This window comes from Sphingobium naphthae, from assembly GCF_043589935.1.
GTDB lineage: Bacteria > Pseudomonadota > Alphaproteobacteria > Sphingomonadales > Sphingomonadaceae > Sphingobium > Sphingobium naphthae_A.
In genome coordinates this window covers 428,076-443,002 of the sequence record NZ_CP171455.1, presented here as the reverse complement: position 1 = coordinate 443,002, position 14,927 = coordinate 428,076, and the positions used below count along the sequence as shown (strand labels likewise).

The window sequence follows — 14,927 nt, the reverse complement described above, 5'->3', positions numbered from 1 at the left end:
CGCAAGCCATGCGTGGCATTCATCATATTGCGATCATCGGTTCGGACTATGCCCGATCGCGCCATTTCTACAGCGCGATTCTGGGCCTTCCCGTCGTGCATGAAGTCTATCGCGAGGCGCGGGACAGCTGGAAATGCGACCTCGATGCCGGCAACGCGCGGATCGAGCTTTTTTCCTTCCCTGCGCCTCCGCCCCGCCCCACCCGGCCGGAAGCCTGCGGGCTGCGCCACCTGTCCTTCTCTGTTGCCGACCTGGACGCCGAAGTCGCGCGACTGGGGGGTCATGGCGTTGAATGCGAGCCGATCCGGATCGATGAATATACCGGCCAGCGCTTTACTTTTTTCAGCGACCCCGATGGCCTGCCGCTGGAACTCTATGAAGAGACAGAGGCGTGATGATCGCGAAATAGGGGTTGGCAAGTCCGCCCCGGACGGGTGTAGAGGCTGCAATCGCTTGTCCCAGGAGTTGCCGCATGAAGACCCGCGCCGCCGTCGCCTTTGAAGCCAAGAAGCCGCTCGAAATCGTCGAGCTGGACCTGGAAGGGCCCAAGGCCGGCGAAGTGCTGGTGGAAATCATGGCGACGGGCATTTGCCACACCGACGCCTACACGCTGGATGGGTTCGACAGCGAAGGCATCTTCCCGTCCATCCTGGGCCATGAAGGCGCCGGCATCGTCCGCGAAGTGGGCGCCGGCGTCACCAGCGTAAAGCCTGGCGACCATGTCATCCCGCTCTACACGCCCGAGTGCCGCCAGTGCAAAAGCTGCCTGTCGGGCAAGACCAATCTCTGCACCGCGATCCGCGCGACCCAGGGCAAGGGGCTGATGCCGGACGGCACGACCCGATTTTCCTACAAGGGCCAGCCCATCTACCATTATATGGGCTGCTCGACCTTCTCCAACTTCACCGTCCTGCCCGAGATCGCGGTAGCAAAAATCCGAGAGGACGCGCCCTTCCAGACCAGCTGCTATATCGGCTGCGGCGTCACCACGGGCGTGGGCGCCGTCGTCAATACGGCGAAGGTGCAGGCGGGCGAGAATGTCGTGGTGTTCGGGTTGGGCGGCATCGGTCTCAACGTCGTCCAGGGCGCGAAGATGGTGGGCGCCGACAAGATCATCGGCATCGACATCAACCCCGATCGGGAGGAATGGGGCCGCCAGTTCGGCATGACTCATTTCATCAACAGCAAGGGGCTGAGCCGTGAGGAGACGGTGGCGAAAATCCTAGAAGCAACGGACGGCGGCGCCGACTACAGTTTCGATGCCACCGGCAACACCGAAGTGATGCGTACGGCGCTGGAATGCTGCCATCGCGGCTGGGGCGAAAGCATCATCATCGGCGTCGCGGAAGCGGGCAGGGAAATCAGCACCCGCCCGTTCCAGCTGGTCACCGGCCGCGTATGGAAGGGCACGGCCTTTGGCGGCGCCAAGGGGCGGACCGACGTGCCGAAGATCGTCGACTGGTATATGAACGGCAAGATCGCCATCGACCCGATGATCACCCATGTCCTGACGCTGGAAGAGATCAACAAGGGCTTCGACCTGATGCACGAGGGCAAGAGCATTCGCAGCGTCGTCGTCTACTGACAGGAGGAAGCCAGATGTTCAGTCATGTCATGGTCGGGTCGAACGATCTCGACGCCTCGCGCGCCTTTTACGACGCCCTGTTCGCCATTGTCGGCGCCAAGCCGGGCATGACGGATGACAAGGGCCGCATCATCTACCTGCATGACGGCGCCATGTTCATGGTGACGCGCCCGATCGACGCGCAGCCTGCCTGCCACGCCAATGGCGGCACGATCGGCTTTACCATGGCGTCGCCCGATCAGACCGATGCCTGGCATGCCGCCGGCGTGGCGGCTGGCGGGGCAAGCTGCGAAGATCCGCCGGGTATTCGGCAAAGCCCGATCGGGCCGCTTTACCTTGCCTATCTGCGCGACCCCGCCGGCAACAAGCTGTGCGGCGTCCATCCTGTCGGCTGAGGCGCGATCCATGGAAACAGTCTCTCTCAATCGGTCTTTCAGCGGGACGCAGGGGGTCTATCGGCATGCGTCCTCCACCACCGGCACCGACATGGTCTTTTCCGTCTATGTCCCGCCGCACGAGCCGGGCGCACGCTTGCCAGTGGTCTGGTATCTGTCCGGCCTGACCTGCACCCATGCCAATGTCACGGAAAAAGGCGAGTATCGCCGCGCCTGCGCGGAACTGGGGCTGATCTTCATCGCACCCGATACCTCGCCCCGCGGTGAGGGCGTGGCGGATGATGCCGATGGGGCCTATGATTTCGGCCTCGGCGCAGGCTTTTACGTCGATGCGACGCAGCCGCCCTTCGCCGACAATTATCGCATGTGGTCCTATGTGACCGAGGAACTGCCGGCGTTGCTGGAGGCGCAGTTTCCCGCCGACATGGATCGGCAATCCATCATGGGCCACAGCATGGGCGGTCATGGCGCGCTGACCATCGGCCTTTCCCTGCCGGACAGGTTCAAGGCGGCGTCCGCCTTCGCGCCCATCGTCGCGCCGTCGCACGTGCCCTGGGGGCAAAAGGCGCTGGCCGGCTATCTGGGCGCGGATCAGGCCGCGTGGCGGCGGCATGATACCGTGGCGCTGATCCAGGATGGCGCGCGGATCGGCGCTCTGCTGGTGGACCAAGGGGAGGCAGACCCGTTCCTGGCCGAGCAGCTGCGGCCCCAGCTACTGGCTGAGGCATGCCGCGACGCAAAGATCGACCTGACCCTGCGGATGCAGCCGGGCTACGACCACAGCTATTATTTCATCTCCACCTTCATGGAGGATCACCTGCGCTGGCACGCCGCACGCCTGTGATCCCCGCGATCAGGCAATGGTGACGATGCGCGCGCTGCCCGAGCGGCCCATCGGGCGCACCACCACCTTGTCCTCCATCCGGTCGAAGCCGATGTCGACCGCGCCCGCCCCGATCTGAAGTCCGCGCACCGTCAGTTGCTGAAGGAAGGCGGGCATGATCGGTTCGCGCAGGCAGATTTCCTCCTTCGCGACATCGAAGCCGAGCCCCAGGCAGGATTGCACCAGCGACAACGGCGTCGCCGCCGACCAGGCCTGCGGGCTGCAGGCGACGGGATAGAAGGTCGGGCCCTGCGACCGACGGCGCGGAAAGCCGCAGAAAAGTTCGGGCAGACGCATCAGGTCGACATAGGTGGCGGCGCTGAACAATCCTTCGAAAATGCGCGCGGCTTCGCGACGAAAGCCGTAGCGGGAAAATCCGGCGGCGATCAGCGCATTGTCATGCGGCCAGATCGAGCCATTGTGGTAGCTCATGGGATTATAGCGCGCTTCGGTGGATGCGACGGTCCGCACGCCCCAGCCGGAGAAGGACGCTGGCGCCATGAGCGTCGACACGACGGCAGCGGCGCGCTCATCCAGCGCGAGGCCAGTGTAGAGGACATGGCCTGCATTGGATGCGCGCACACGGCAAGGCCGTTTGTCGCCGTCCAGCGCGAGGACATAGGTGTTGAGCGTCGCATCGAAGAAAGCGGCGTCGAACCGATGGCGCAATTCATCTGCCCGCGCCCGATAGCCGGTTGCCCGCACCGCGTCGCCGGCCGCTTCGAACAGGCTGGCCGCTGCCTGCCAGGCGCCATAGACATAGGCCTGCACTTCGGCGAGCGCGATCGGCCCGCGCGCGATGCTGCCATCGGCATGGAAGACGCTGTCATGGCTGTCCTTCCAGCCCTGATTTTGCAGGCCCTGATCGGTCAGCCGGCCATATTCGACAAAGCCGTCGCCATCCCGGTCGCCATGTTCGTCGATCCAGGTCAGAGCGGCCTCGATCTGCGGCATGATGCCGTGCAGAAAGCCGATGTCGCCGGTGCGGTCGAGATAGGCCCCAGCCAGCATGATGAAGAGCGGAGTGGAATCGATGCTGCCATAATAATGGCGGAAAGGCACTTCGCCCAACTCGGCCATTTCGCCCCGGCGAACCTCGTGCAGGATCTTGCCTGGCTCTGCATCGGCCGCGGGATCGAAGCTGGTGGCCTGATGCGCGGCGAGATAGCCCAGCACCCCGCGCGCCAGCGCCGGATCGAGCCAGAGCATCTCCAGCGCGGTAATAATGGCGTCGCGGCCGAACACCGTGCTGAACCAGGGAATGCCCGCATAGGGATAGGGACCATAGTCCGTTTCCGTCGACAGCATGGCGATGTCGGAGAAGGAGCGGCGCGATACCTCGTTGAACAGGGCGTTAGACGACCGGATCGATCCGCCCCGGGCGTGCGCCTGCTTCGCGCCCTGCATCGCTTCGCGCAATGTCTTGAGAAACTCGAACGACAGGCTGGCGGCAGGCTCCGCTTCATTGCAGCAGATGCGCATGAAGAGCGTGCAGCGCCGGCCCGCCGGAACGGTGACGTCGAACCGTGCGCCGGTCGACGTCAGCTGATCGGGCGCGGGTTCGAACTGGATATGGGTGGAGCGTTCGAGGTCATCGCGCCCCACATAGGACAGGCGCACCTGCGCCTGGCCCACTTCAGGATCACGAGTGACACCCCGGCGCAGCCGCGTCATGCCGCGTATCTCGAACAGGTCGGCGAAATCGGCGGCAAAGCCGATATCAACCTGGATGGTGCGCTCCTCCGTATCGAAATTCCGCACCGTCACGCGTTCGTAAACCGCTCCGCGCCAGAGGAAGCGCGTTCGCCGCAAATGAATGAGGTCATGTTCGACCGCGAGCCGCCCGTCCTCGCCAAAAAAATCGGGATTGGCGAGATCGCAGGTCAGCATCGTATTGTCGTCGCGCACCGCCGAGCTAAGCAGGATCGGACGCAGCCCGTTGACCGTCAGATATAGATGCGAGAGATGCCGGGTATCACGATAATATAGTCCCTCCGGGCTGCCAGGCCCGGCAATGGCGTCGCCGCTATGGTCGAAAACGGCGAAACTTTCGTCATGTTTGAGCGTCCGGGGCCGGCGCTCGGCCAGCGAAGCGGTCGCAGGGATGAAGAACTGCGTCTGTCCCTGCGAGAGCATCTGCCCCGGATCGAGATCGGCCATGGCGGGATTGGGCTGGCTCAGCGTCATGCGTGCTCCCTCAGGCTACCAGCAGGTCCGGTCCTTCACCCAGCATCGTGCCGAGGCGTGGCGTCGTCCGGCCTGCGATGACATCTTCATAAAGGCTGACATAATCCCGCGCCATCCGCGTCGCTGTAAAGCGTGCGTCGAACGCGGCGCGCACGCCGGCGCGATCGAGCGCGAGCGCCTTGCCGACTGCCGCCACGGCCTCCGCTTCACTGTCGACGATAAAGCCGGAGACGCCATGATCGATAATTTCCGGAACCGAGCCGCAACGGAAGGCAATGACCGGGGTGGCGCAGGCCATCGCCTCGATCATCACCAGGCCGAAAGGTTCGGGCCAGTCGATGGGGAACAACAATGCGCCCGCATTGCCCAGGAACTCCGCCTTCTGCTGCTCATTGATTTCGCCGATATATTCGACATTGGGATGCGCCCGCACCAGCGGTTCGATCTCCCTGTCCCAATAGGCGCGATCGACGGTGTCGATCTTGGCCGCGATCTTGAGCGGCATCCCAGCTTCTGCCGCGATACGGATCGCCCGATCAGGCCGTTTTTCCGGCGAGATGCGGCCGATAAAGGCCAGATAACCATCCTTGGTGTTCGTGCGCGGTGGCAGGAGGTCGGTGGGCAGGCCATGATAGATGGTGCCGCCCCAGTTGACCGGAGGCATCGGCAGGCGCTGATGGTCGGAAATCGACACCAGGCAGCTGTCGGGAAAGGCGCGGTAGAAAGGCACAAGGTCGGGCAGGTCGAGCCGACCATGCAATGTCGTGACGGTGCGGTCCAACATGTCCTGCACCATCGGCATGTGCAGCAGGTCGATATGGAAATGCAGGATGTCGAACTCGTCGGCGCGGCGGCGCACCTCGTCGAGCAGGATCATATGGTGCGGGATCGGGTCCTTGACGTGCGGGTTGAGCCGCAGGGCCATTTTCGTGACCGGCACGAGCTTGGCCGACGTGACGGAATCGCCGCTGGCAAAGAGAGTTACATCATGCCCCTGGTGAACCAGTTCTTCGGTGATATAGGATACGATGCGCTCCGTCCCGCCATATAATTTGGGCGGCACGCTTTCGGCGAGGGGGGCGATCTGGGCAATCTTCATGCGATGATCCTTTTCCTGCAGCAGGCGTCCCCCCAACGCACCTGCGCGGTAAAATCCCGATCTGCCCCTGAAGTTGCATCACCAGCCCGCCGCTGGACGCAAATTGTCAGATGTCAGGCAGTTTTTGCGCGGCAAAGCCCCAGCCCTTGAGCGCGCCGGCCCGCTCCAGCAACTGGTCGACATCGCCGATGCCGAAGGGGTGCGCGTCCTTGATCCCATCCAGTTCATCCCAGTCGATCGGGATGGCGATCGGCGCGCCCGCCCGCGCGCGCGCGGAATAGGGCAGAACCGCCGTGCTGCCGCGCTGGTTGCGCAGCCAGTCGATGAAGATACGATCCTTGCGCTTGGCCTTGCTCATGGTCGCGACGAAGCGATCGGGCTCCGCGGCGCTCAGCGCCTGGGCAAAGCGGGACGAGAAATCCTTGTGCGCCGCCCAGTCATGGCCGGGCGTCAGCGGCACGACGACATGGATGCCCTTGCCGCCCGAGAGCATCGCGAAGGACACGAGCCCCAGGTCGCCGAGCGCGCCGCGAATGTCGCGGGCTGCGTCGCGGACGCGGGCGAAGTCCATCCCATCGTCCGGGTCGAGGTCGAAAATCATGCGATCGGGCTGTTCCACTGCATCGGCGCGACTGCCCCAGCCGTGAAATTCGATCGTGCCCATCTGCACGCAGGTCAGCAACCCTTCGGTATCCTCGACATAGAGATAATCCTCCGCACCGCCGCCCTTTTCGCGGATCGACACCTGATGCACCGCCTTGCCGAATGCGCCGCTGTCATGCTTCTGGAAGAAGCATTTTTTCGCTCGCCCCTGGGGGCAGCGCACCAGACTGATCGGCCGGTTGGCCGCGAAGGGCAGCATCAGCGGCGCGATACGCGCATAATAATCGGCCAGTTCGCCCTTGGTCTGGCCGCTTTCGGGGAAGATGACGCGCTCCGCGCTGCTGATCTTCACGTCATGCTGCGGCGACGGGGCGGGCGCGGGCTTCTCCGGCTTTACGTCCTTCGCCTTCTTGTCGGCGCGCAGGCCAAGGAAGCTGGCGTGGCGAACGCGCCCTTCCCCGGTGAATTCAGCGAAAGCGATCTCCGCCACCAATTGCGGCTTGATCCAGCGAGCGCCGCGCGCTTCGGTCCTCGGCACATCGAGTGGCGCCTTCTCGACGACAAGCGGCTCCATCGCATCGGCCAGTTCCTGCATCGTGTCCGCATTGAAGCCCGTGCCGACCTTGCCCTTGTAGACGAGGGTTCGCCCTTCCTTCTGCGCCAGCAACAGCGACCGGAACGGGCGGCCCTTGGCGCTGCTGCGGCTCCAGCCGATGATGATGAATTCCTGTCGCCGGGTGCATTTGACCTTGACCCAGTTCCGGGTGCGCGCCGAGCGGTAGGGCGCGTCGACGCGCTTGGCGATGATGCCTTCCTGCCCGGCCTCGCACATCGACCGGTACAGCTGTTCACCCGCACCGATGACATGATCCGCCACATGGATGGGCGGCTGCGCATCGCGCAGCAACGCTTCGAGCCTTTCCTTGCGCTCGATCGTGGACAGCGGCCGCAGGTCCATGCCGTCGAGCGACAACAGGTCGAAGGCGAAGAAGCTCAAGGGCGCTTCGTCGCGCTCGGCGCCATGACCGCGCTTGAGCACTGCCTGGAGCGCGGAGAAGCTGGGGTTGCCATCCGCACCGAAAGCCACGATCTCGCCGTCGATGAGCGCGGGCGGCAGGTTCAGCGTGGCGAGAGTGCGCACCAGCGCGGCAAATTTTTCGGTCCAGTCGAGCCCGTTGCGGGTGAAGACGCGCACCTTCTCGCCCGCCACCGACACCATGGCCCGATAGCCGTCGAACTTGATTTCATGAAGCCAGTCATTGCCCGTGGGTACGCTGTCGACGAGCGTGGCGAGCTGCGGCTCGACAAAAGCCGGCGGACTGCCGGCGGACTTGCCCTTCTTGCGGCGTATGCCGGCATTGTGATCGCGCGCCGCCTGCATCTTCTCGGCGAATTCCCGGCCCTTGGCGCCGGAGAGGGATTGCGCCGCCTGCTTGTCCGCCGCGATTTCCGCCATCGACCGGCCGGTAAGCACGCTGCTGAGCGCCCGATCGACCAGAGCTCCGGCGGGATCGGCCGCCTCGTCCTCCACCTTGCGCAGCAACCAGTTCTCGCGCTTTTCGCCAGGGCGCCCCTTCATCCGCACCAGCAGCCATTCGCCCTTCATCCGTTCGCCATGGAGGACGAAATGGAGATGGCCCTTGTCCAGATCCTTGGCGCTCTTGCCCGCGACCGGCTCCCAGCTGCCCCGGTCCCATAGCATCACGGTGCCACCGCCATATTCACCCTTGGGAATGACCCCTTCGAAATCGCCATAGCTGAGCGGATGGTCCTCGGTCCGGACGGCAAGCCGCTTGTCGGCTGGATCGAGGCTGGGGCCCTTGGTCACCGCCCAGCTTTTAAGGACGCCGTCAATCTCCAGCCGAAAATCCCAGTGCAGGCGGGTCGCGGCATGTTTCTGGACCACGAAGCTGTTGCCGCCCTTGGCCGCCAGTTCGCCCTTGGGTTCGCGCGTGCGGCCGAAATCCCGCTTGGCATTGTAAGTGGCGAGCGGGTCCCTGGCGGCAGTCATGTTTCGTCCTCCGCCCGGCGCTTGCCCAACCAGCGATGCTCGACGATGCCGAGCAGGGTCAGCATCACCACCGCGACTATCGCGGCGCTGATGACCAGCGGCCACTGCCCGGCGCCGCAGGCGATGCCGATCATCGCCGCCAGCCAGATATGCGCGGCGGTGGTCAGATTCTTGACCTCCCCCTTGTTGAACACGATGAGGCCGGCGGCGATGATGCCGGTGAAGGCGGCCGAGGCTTCGAAGATGCGCAGGGGATCGATATTTCCTTCGACCGTCAGCTGATTGTGCAGCGCGATCGCGCTGATCGTCATGAGCGCGCAGGTGAAGCAGAGAATGCCGTGGGTGCGCAGCCCGGCGGCATGGCCGCGCAGTTCACGGTCGAGGCCCAGCAACAGGCCGAGCAGCGCGGCCGCGCCCAGACGCAGCAGGATCGGCCCATCGATGACGTGCAGCGGTGTGGCGGCATTCAGGATCATGGGATCAGGCGCTCTTCTTGCGCGCGCTGGTCGACCGGGTACGCGATGCGGCGGATTTGGTCGCGGTGCCGCCGGTGGCCTTTTTCTTGGTCGCCGGCTTCCGGGCTGCCGCGCCGCCGCTGTCGCCGACCGATTTCTTGAGCGCCGCCATCAGGTCGATGACATTGCCGCCGCGCGACGGGGCGGCATCCTCGACATCCTCGATGACGCGCTTGCCCTTGGCCTTCTTCTTCTTTTCGATCAGCTGCTGCAGCGCATCGACATAGCGGTCGTGAAATTCCTCGGGCTTGAACGGACCGGTCTTCTTTTCGATAATGGTGGTCGCCAGGTCGAGCAGGTCGGCGTCCGCCTCCGTTTCAGGCAAGCCGCGAAAATAGGTCTGCGCGCGCGTGACCTCGTCGGCGTAGCGGAGCACTTCCAGCACGAGGCCGCGGCCGCAGGGCTTGAGCGATACCAGCTGTTCGCGCCCGCGCACGGACAATTGGCCAAGCCCCACCTTCTTCGTGCGCCGCAGTGCGTCGCGCAGCACGGCATAGGCTTCCTCCGCCAGATCGTCGGCCGGGAGAACGAAATAGGGTTTTTCATAATAGAGGACGTCGATCGCATCGGCTTCGACGAACTGGACCAGTTCCAGCGTCTTGCGGCTCTCGATCTTGACCGCCTCTATCTCCTCCTGCTCCAGCAGGACATAATTGCCCTTGGACACCTCATAGCCCTTGAGGATTTCGTCGGGGTCGACGGGGCCGACGCCGGTCACCACCTTCTCATATTTGATCGGCTTGCCGCTGGGCTCGTGAATCTGGCGGAAGGACACGGCCGCGCCGGACTTGGTGGCGGGGTAGATTTCCACCGGGATCGAGACCAGGGCCAGACGGATCTGACCCTGCCAATATGCGCGTGCAGCCATGGACAAACCTCCAGCAGCGAAGCGCGCTGCCGCAGAGAAAGTTCCGACTGCACAACGATCCCCAGTGCGACTGACGCCGGCGCGCGTCAGTCCTGCGTCCAGAGGGTGACTGGCCCGATCAGCCCGGAGGGTCGCAACGGCGCATCGGGGCGGTAGGTCGGGGCGGCCGTGAAGCTGATCTTCTCAGCATCCGGCTGCTGATCGCCGATCAGGCGGTTGACCCACAGATTGGCGACCTTCACCTCCAGCCTGTTGGCGCCGGGCTTCACCAGCTCGCCGATGTCGAGCCGATAGGGCGCGAACCAGCTGGTGCCGGCAAGCTGCCCGTTGACGCGCACCTCCGCCACGTCGCCAATCTGGCCAAGGTCGATGGAGAGCGGATCGCCAGCCTTGACGCCGTGCGGCAAGGTGAAACGCGTGGTGTAGGTCGCGACGCCGGAGAAATAGCGCACCCCCTTGTCCGCACTGCTGTCAAGCGGTGTCAGCGCCGGCATGTCGATCCGCGCCGGCGCGTCGCGGCCAGGCTGGAACTGCACGGTCCAGGGGCTGTCGAGCCGCGTCAGTTGATGCGGCTGCGCCTGGGCCAGCGTTGCCGAAGGCGCATCCGCATCGACGCGGAAAAGAATGAAGAAAGCGTCCTCCGGTCCGACGTCAATCGGCACAACCGTTTCCGATCCTTCGGTGCGGTAGGAGAGCGGCGCCGTCCTGCCGTCCATCGCGCGCCAGATTTCGGGTCGCTTGCCCGTCACGCGGAAGCGCGCTTCGATGCGGCCGCTGTCGGTAGTGCGGTTGTTCACGAAATACAGGTCGCCATCGGCGAGCTTGCGATGGACAAAACGATAGTCCGCATCGGATGCGCCGGCACTGATGCGGAAATCGGGACCGGTGCCGGTTTGCGCCAGCGCCGCCTCGACCTGCTGGCTCGCGATCACGCGCCCCTTGCCATGCGGGGCGCCGCTCCACAATCGACGGACCAGCGCCTGGAAAGCGGCGGGATCGTCCTGAAGGGCTGGCGAGCGCTCCGGCGCCATGCCGATGACCGTCGCTCCCTGTTCGACCAGAGCAGCGATGCGCTGGAGCGTGCCAAGCGTCATGACACGGCTCGACCCGCCAAGATAGAGCACCTTGTAGCGCGCTTCGCCGGCGACCAGTTCGCCCCTATCGACGCGCATCCTGTTCGCCACGATGTCCGCATTGACAAAATCATAAGCGTAGCGCGTGGGCAGGTCCGCGGGCACGCCATGTTCGAACAGTGATGTGATCGGCTGATCCTCGCCATGGAAATAAGCGACGTCGGCATGATCCCGCCCCTGTTGCAGCAGGAAGCCAGTGCGCGCCATATAGTCGACCCAGGGCTTGGCCATTTCCGCCCAGCTTTCATGCCGATTGAAATATTGACCGAAGATCATCAGGCTGAGCCCCGGCTGCTTGTCATCGACCGGTTGGTGCACGGAGGTATGGACGATCGGCCGATTGACCCCGGACGCAAATTCCAGGTCGATGACGCGCTTGAGGTCCGCAGGCGCAAAGGCCCAGGGTGCGAAGGCCGACGTCATGGATTCGGCCGACACGATATTCTGGCCGTAAATATGGGCGACCGACGCCGCTCCCTTCATGTCGCCGATCAGCGTGGGACGCGGCGCAGCACCCCGGCTGAAGGTCCACATTGCCCCCATGGGCACATCGGCATGGGCGCGCATGGCAAGGTCGTCGCCCAGCACAGGCCGCGCATTTTCCAGCGCCTCGCCATAGACGATCAGCCCATGTTCATGCGCCACTTTCGCGATCGTGCCATAATGGGCGTCGGCGAGGAGGTCCGCCAGCGTCTGGCGATAGTCGTGAAGGAAAGCGTCGCTTCGGGCCATGGAACCAATCACTGCGCCGGTCAGCGTCGGCAGATAGGGCACGGGGTCATAGCCGCGCCTGGCCTTGAACTCCTCCACCATGCGCGGCGTCCAGTTGGAGGCGCCGACTTCAATACTGTCGGTCAGCAGCGCGCCAATCCCATTCTTGCCGATCCAGTCCGCGCCAACGGCATCGCGATACATGCCGAGATAGGTTTCCAGATAGCGGCGCACGGCACCAGCATCATATTTGTCGACTTCAAGGCCGGTCGCTTCGGGCGTGGCGGGATGGTTGGTCTTGCCCGTGAGCGAATAGCCCATGCGCAGGATACGCCAGTCGCTACCTGCAGGCGCGGTCCAGTCGAGCGTGCCGTCCGGCCGCAGGCGGTCGGTCAGGTCGATGACCTTGGCGGGATCGATCGCGGCTGGGGTGGCGGTGGCGCCGCCAAGCGCGGTGTAGTCGGGCAGGATCGCATAGCCTGCCTTGGCTTCAAATTGGTCGATCTTCGCTTCGGCCGACAGCCGCAAGTCGCCAATGCCCAGCGTGGCGCTGGCCGGTCGGGCGAAGACGTCGAACTGCACCGCGCCGGGCGCGCCGTCGCCCAGACTGGGCGACTTGGCCGCGTCATTTGCGGACAGGACCACGCGAAAGCGCTGGGCCTTCACCGGCGCGAAGCTGATCGTCGAGGCCACTTCGGTCAGGGTGAAGCGACCCACTGGCCGCCAACCTTGCGGCGTTTGCGCCTCCAGGGTCGGGCGGTAGACCGGATCGCCGAAAGGCGGGCGGGCACGCGGCACGAACAGGCTGGCCGATCGGACGGTGACGGGCTTGCCATAGTCGAGCAGCAGCGCGCCCGGCGCATGCTCATCGCCCTTGCTGACCTGCGCCACGGTGTCGAGATCCTGATCGAACAGGGGCGCGGCGACGACGGCGCTGCCATCCCGCTGCGTCACGCGCGGTTGCGGCAAGGGCATGAGGCTGACGGGATAGGCGAGGACGCGCGCATCGGCATAATGCTGCGGCAGCGGGCCGCCTTCTTCGCCACCGGCCAGCGGATCGCTGAACCTGGCGCTCTGGAACGGGCCCGTCACCGAAGGCGGCGGAGGCAAGGGACCGGTCAGGCGGGCGCCGCCCCGCAGGTCCGTCTCGCTCCAGACCAGCTTCTTCATGCCATCCTCCGGCTTGACCCAGGGGCCGCCCGTCTCGCTCCAGCCCGGCGAGGCGGCGATGGCGAATTCCAGGCCTTTGGCGTCGGCGGTGCGCACCGCATGGCGGAAGGCATCCTTCCAGCCATCGGTCATATAGGTCAGCCGCTCTGGCACGATCTGCGGCGTCTGGAGATTGGCGTCGAAATTCTGCACGCCGCCAATGCCGATCCGCGCCATCCAGTCGAGATCCTTGTCGATCCCGTCCTTCGTCACATTGCCGTTCAGCCAATGCCACCAGACGCGCGGACGGGCCGATTGCGGCGGATTGCGGAAGCCGTCGGCGAGATCGTCTGCAAGCGCTGGACGGCCAAGCAGGGTGCAGGCGAGCAGAGCGGCGAAGCGAAGCCTGTGACGAGTCATCGATGCATCTTTCTTGTTGTAACGGAACCCGTCGCCAGCAACGGCCGGAGCGCGAGCGTGGCGACCAGAGCGCCCAGCAGCCCCCCATAGAGCATCTTGCCGACCAGCGCCGTGCTCCAGGCAATGGCTGGCGGTTCTGCCGCGCTAGCCAACAGGGCCAACACCGCGCCTAGGCAGGCTCCGGCAAGAGCGAACAACCCTGCGCGCAGCAGGACCGGACGCAGGGCAGGTCCGTTGCCGAGCCGCTTGCGAGCGATGAGTGCTGGCACCAGCGCGCTCATCAGCGCCACGGCCAGGCTCTGGGGAACGAAGTCCAGCGCCAGCCCGTCGGGCTCGACCCAGCTGAGCGTGCGGCCCGTGTTGCTGTAGAGGCCCAGGAAGAAGGCGAGGCTGAGCACAGCGTTGATGACAAAGCTGATCGCCGCTTCCCGCCGGATCGACGTGGCGGCAGTCATTGCCCGGACGATCTTTGCAGCAGTCCCCGCATGTTCATCCATGACAGAAACTGCGGCAGCAATCCCGTACTGGTCGTGCCGGGCTTGCCTGTGCCAAAGCCATGGTCGCCGCGCTCATAGGCATGGAATTCGACAGGCGCCTTGGCGCGCCGCCAGCTTTCCACGAGCGCGTAGGACGGGTTGGCGAAAAGGCTGTCATCATTGGCGAGCGCCGCGAACATCGGCGGCGCGTCTCCTGGCACATCCCGCGCCAGCATGGGGCCGTAGACATAGCCAATGAAGGAAGGCCGATCGGCGCCCTTGCCTTCCAGTGCTGCATTGAGCGTGGTCATGGCGCCGGCGGAAAAGCCGATCATGCCCACGCGCTGCGGATCGATGCCCCATTTGTCTGCCCCGTCCCTAACCAGCTTGAGCGCAGCCAGCGCGTCCAGCGTAGCGCGCGGCTCTGTGATTTCCGGGGGCGAAGTGGGATCGCGCAACGATGCAGCCATGCGCTGCCCCATATAGGCGGCGGCTTCCTGATCGTCGGCCGGCGTCTTGTTGAGGCGGTATTTGAGAACGAAAGCGGCAACGCCATGATCGGCCAGCCACTTCGCCACTTTCCAACCCTCATGCTCCATCGCCAGCAACATGAAGGCCCCGCCCGGAGCAACAATCACGGCTGCGCCCGTCGCCTTGGCGGGATCGGGCAAAAAGGGCGTCAAAGTGGGCACAGTGACGTTGCGAACGGCAAGTTCGTCGCCGAAGCGAACCCAGTTTTCCATCGCTCCGGCTGGGGCCTTCAGGTCGGGATAAAGAGGAAGCGCGTTTGGCTCGGCGGGCGCTTGCGCGCGGACTGGAGCCGGCATTTGTGCCGCTGCAGGCACGGAGGCGGCCAACAACGGCACCAGGATGAACGAGAGATGCTTCATGC

Annotated in this window: 12 protein-coding genes; 4 read left to right on the top strand and 8 right to left on the bottom strand. The window is 64.7% G+C overall.

Annotated features, from left to right (window positions below):
* Positions 1-8: 8 nt before the first annotated feature.
* The 4 genes from ACGGKE_RS17055 to fghA all read left to right on the top strand — a co-directional run bounded on the left by ACGGKE_RS17055 (position 9) and on the right by fghA (position 2,824).
* On the top strand, positions 9-395 hold the full coding sequence (locus ACGGKE_RS17055; protein WP_394442564.1) for a VOC family protein: 387 nt from the start codon (positions 9-11) through the stop codon (positions 393-395).
* Between the two features lie 77 nt (positions 396-472).
* Positions 473-1,585, top strand: a complete 1,113-nt coding sequence (locus ACGGKE_RS17050) for an S-(hydroxymethyl)glutathione dehydrogenase/class III alcohol dehydrogenase (protein WP_394442561.1) — start codon at positions 473-475, stop codon at positions 1,583-1,585.
* Positions 1,586-1,599: 14 nt separating this feature from the next.
* Positions 1,600-1,980: a VOC family protein gene (locus tag ACGGKE_RS17045; RefSeq protein WP_394442558.1), complete on the top strand. Its 381-nt coding sequence runs from the start codon at positions 1,600-1,602 to the stop codon at positions 1,978-1,980.
* Between the two features lie 10 nt (positions 1,981-1,990).
* Positions 1,991-2,824 (top strand): S-formylglutathione hydrolase, encoded by an 834-nt coding sequence (gene fghA / locus ACGGKE_RS17040; RefSeq protein ID WP_394442555.1) that lies wholly within the window; start codon positions 1,991-1,993, stop codon positions 2,822-2,824.
* A gap of 9 nt (positions 2,825-2,833) precedes the next feature.
* Here fghA and ACGGKE_RS17035 read toward each other — a convergent pair whose 3' ends face one another.
* The 8 genes from ACGGKE_RS17035 to ACGGKE_RS17000 all read right to left on the bottom strand — a co-directional run bounded on the left by ACGGKE_RS17035 (position 2,834) and on the right by ACGGKE_RS17000 (position 14,925).
* Positions 2,834-5,050 (bottom strand): glycogen debranching N-terminal domain-containing protein, encoded by a 2,217-nt coding sequence (locus ACGGKE_RS17035; protein ID WP_394442552.1) that lies wholly within the window; start codon positions 5,048-5,050, stop codon positions 2,834-2,836.
* A 10-nt stretch (positions 5,051-5,060) separates the two neighbouring features.
* Positions 5,061-6,149 (bottom strand): glycosyltransferase family 4 protein, encoded by a 1,089-nt coding sequence (locus ACGGKE_RS17030; protein WP_394442549.1) that lies wholly within the window; start codon positions 6,147-6,149, stop codon positions 5,061-5,063.
* A 106-nt stretch (positions 6,150-6,255) separates the two neighbouring features.
* Entirely contained in the window at positions 6,256-8,763 is a 2,508-nt protein-coding gene (gene ligD, locus ACGGKE_RS17025) for a DNA ligase D (protein WP_394442546.1), read from the bottom strand.
* Positions 8,760-9,239 (bottom strand): MgtC/SapB family protein, encoded by a 480-nt coding sequence (locus tag ACGGKE_RS17020; RefSeq protein WP_394442543.1) that lies wholly within the window; start codon positions 9,237-9,239, stop codon positions 8,760-8,762. The genes ligD and ACGGKE_RS17020 overlap by 4 nt, the downstream gene beginning before the upstream one ends.
* 4 nt (positions 9,240-9,243) lie before the next feature.
* Complete coding sequence (locus ACGGKE_RS17015) at positions 9,244-10,146, bottom strand: Ku protein (RefSeq protein ID WP_394442540.1); 903 nt, start codon at positions 10,144-10,146, stop codon at positions 9,244-9,246.
* Between the two features lie 86 nt (positions 10,147-10,232).
* Positions 10,233-13,559 (bottom strand): glycosyl hydrolase, encoded by a 3,327-nt coding sequence (locus tag ACGGKE_RS17010; protein ID WP_394442537.1) that lies wholly within the window; start codon positions 13,557-13,559, stop codon positions 10,233-10,235.
* Complete coding sequence (locus tag ACGGKE_RS17005; protein WP_394442534.1) at positions 13,556-14,014, bottom strand: hypothetical protein; 459 nt, start codon at positions 14,012-14,014, stop codon at positions 13,556-13,558. Before ACGGKE_RS17005 ends, ACGGKE_RS17010 begins: the two co-directional genes overlap by 4 nt.
* Positions 14,011-14,925, bottom strand: a complete 915-nt coding sequence (locus tag ACGGKE_RS17000; RefSeq protein WP_394442531.1) for an alpha/beta hydrolase — start codon at positions 14,923-14,925, stop codon at positions 14,011-14,013. The genes ACGGKE_RS17005 and ACGGKE_RS17000 overlap by 4 nt, the downstream gene beginning before the upstream one ends.
* Positions 14,926-14,927 lie beyond the last annotated feature (2 nt).

Coding starts and splice junctions, on each gene's coding strand:
- ACGGKE_RS17055 (WP_394442564.1), top strand. CDS start 9: ATGCGTGGCATTCATCATATTGCGATCATCGGTTCGGACTATGCCCGA.
- ACGGKE_RS17050 (WP_394442561.1), top strand. CDS start 473: ATGAAGACCCGCGCCGCCGTCGCCTTTGAAGCCAAGAAGCCGCTCGAA.
- ACGGKE_RS17045 (WP_394442558.1), top strand. CDS start 1,600: ATGTTCAGTCATGTCATGGTCGGGTCGAACGATCTCGACGCCTCGCGC.
- fghA (WP_394442555.1), top strand. CDS start 1,991: ATGGAAACAGTCTCTCTCAATCGGTCTTTCAGCGGGACGCAGGGGGTC.
- ACGGKE_RS17035 (WP_394442552.1), bottom strand. CDS start 5,050: ATGACGCTGAGCCAGCCCAATCCCGCCATGGCCGATCTCGATCCGGGG.
- ACGGKE_RS17030 (WP_394442549.1), bottom strand. CDS start 6,149: ATGAAGATTGCCCAGATCGCCCCCCTCGCCGAAAGCGTGCCGCCCAAA.
- ligD (WP_394442546.1), bottom strand. CDS start 8,763: ATGACTGCCGCCAGGGACCCGCTCGCCACTTACAATGCCAAGCGGGAT.
- ACGGKE_RS17020 (WP_394442543.1), bottom strand. CDS start 9,239: ATGATCCTGAATGCCGCCACACCGCTGCACGTCATCGATGGGCCGATC.
- ACGGKE_RS17015 (WP_394442540.1), bottom strand. CDS start 10,146: ATGGCTGCACGCGCATATTGGCAGGGTCAGATCCGTCTGGCCCTGGTC.
- ACGGKE_RS17010 (WP_394442537.1), bottom strand. CDS start 13,559: ATGACTCGTCACAGGCTTCGCTTCGCCGCTCTGCTCGCCTGCACCCTG.
- ACGGKE_RS17005 (WP_394442534.1), bottom strand. CDS start 14,014: ATGACTGCCGCCACGTCGATCCGGCGGGAAGCGGCGATCAGCTTTGTC.
- ACGGKE_RS17000 (WP_394442531.1), bottom strand. CDS start 14,925: ATGAAGCATCTCTCGTTCATCCTGGTGCCGTTGTTGGCCGCCTCCGTG.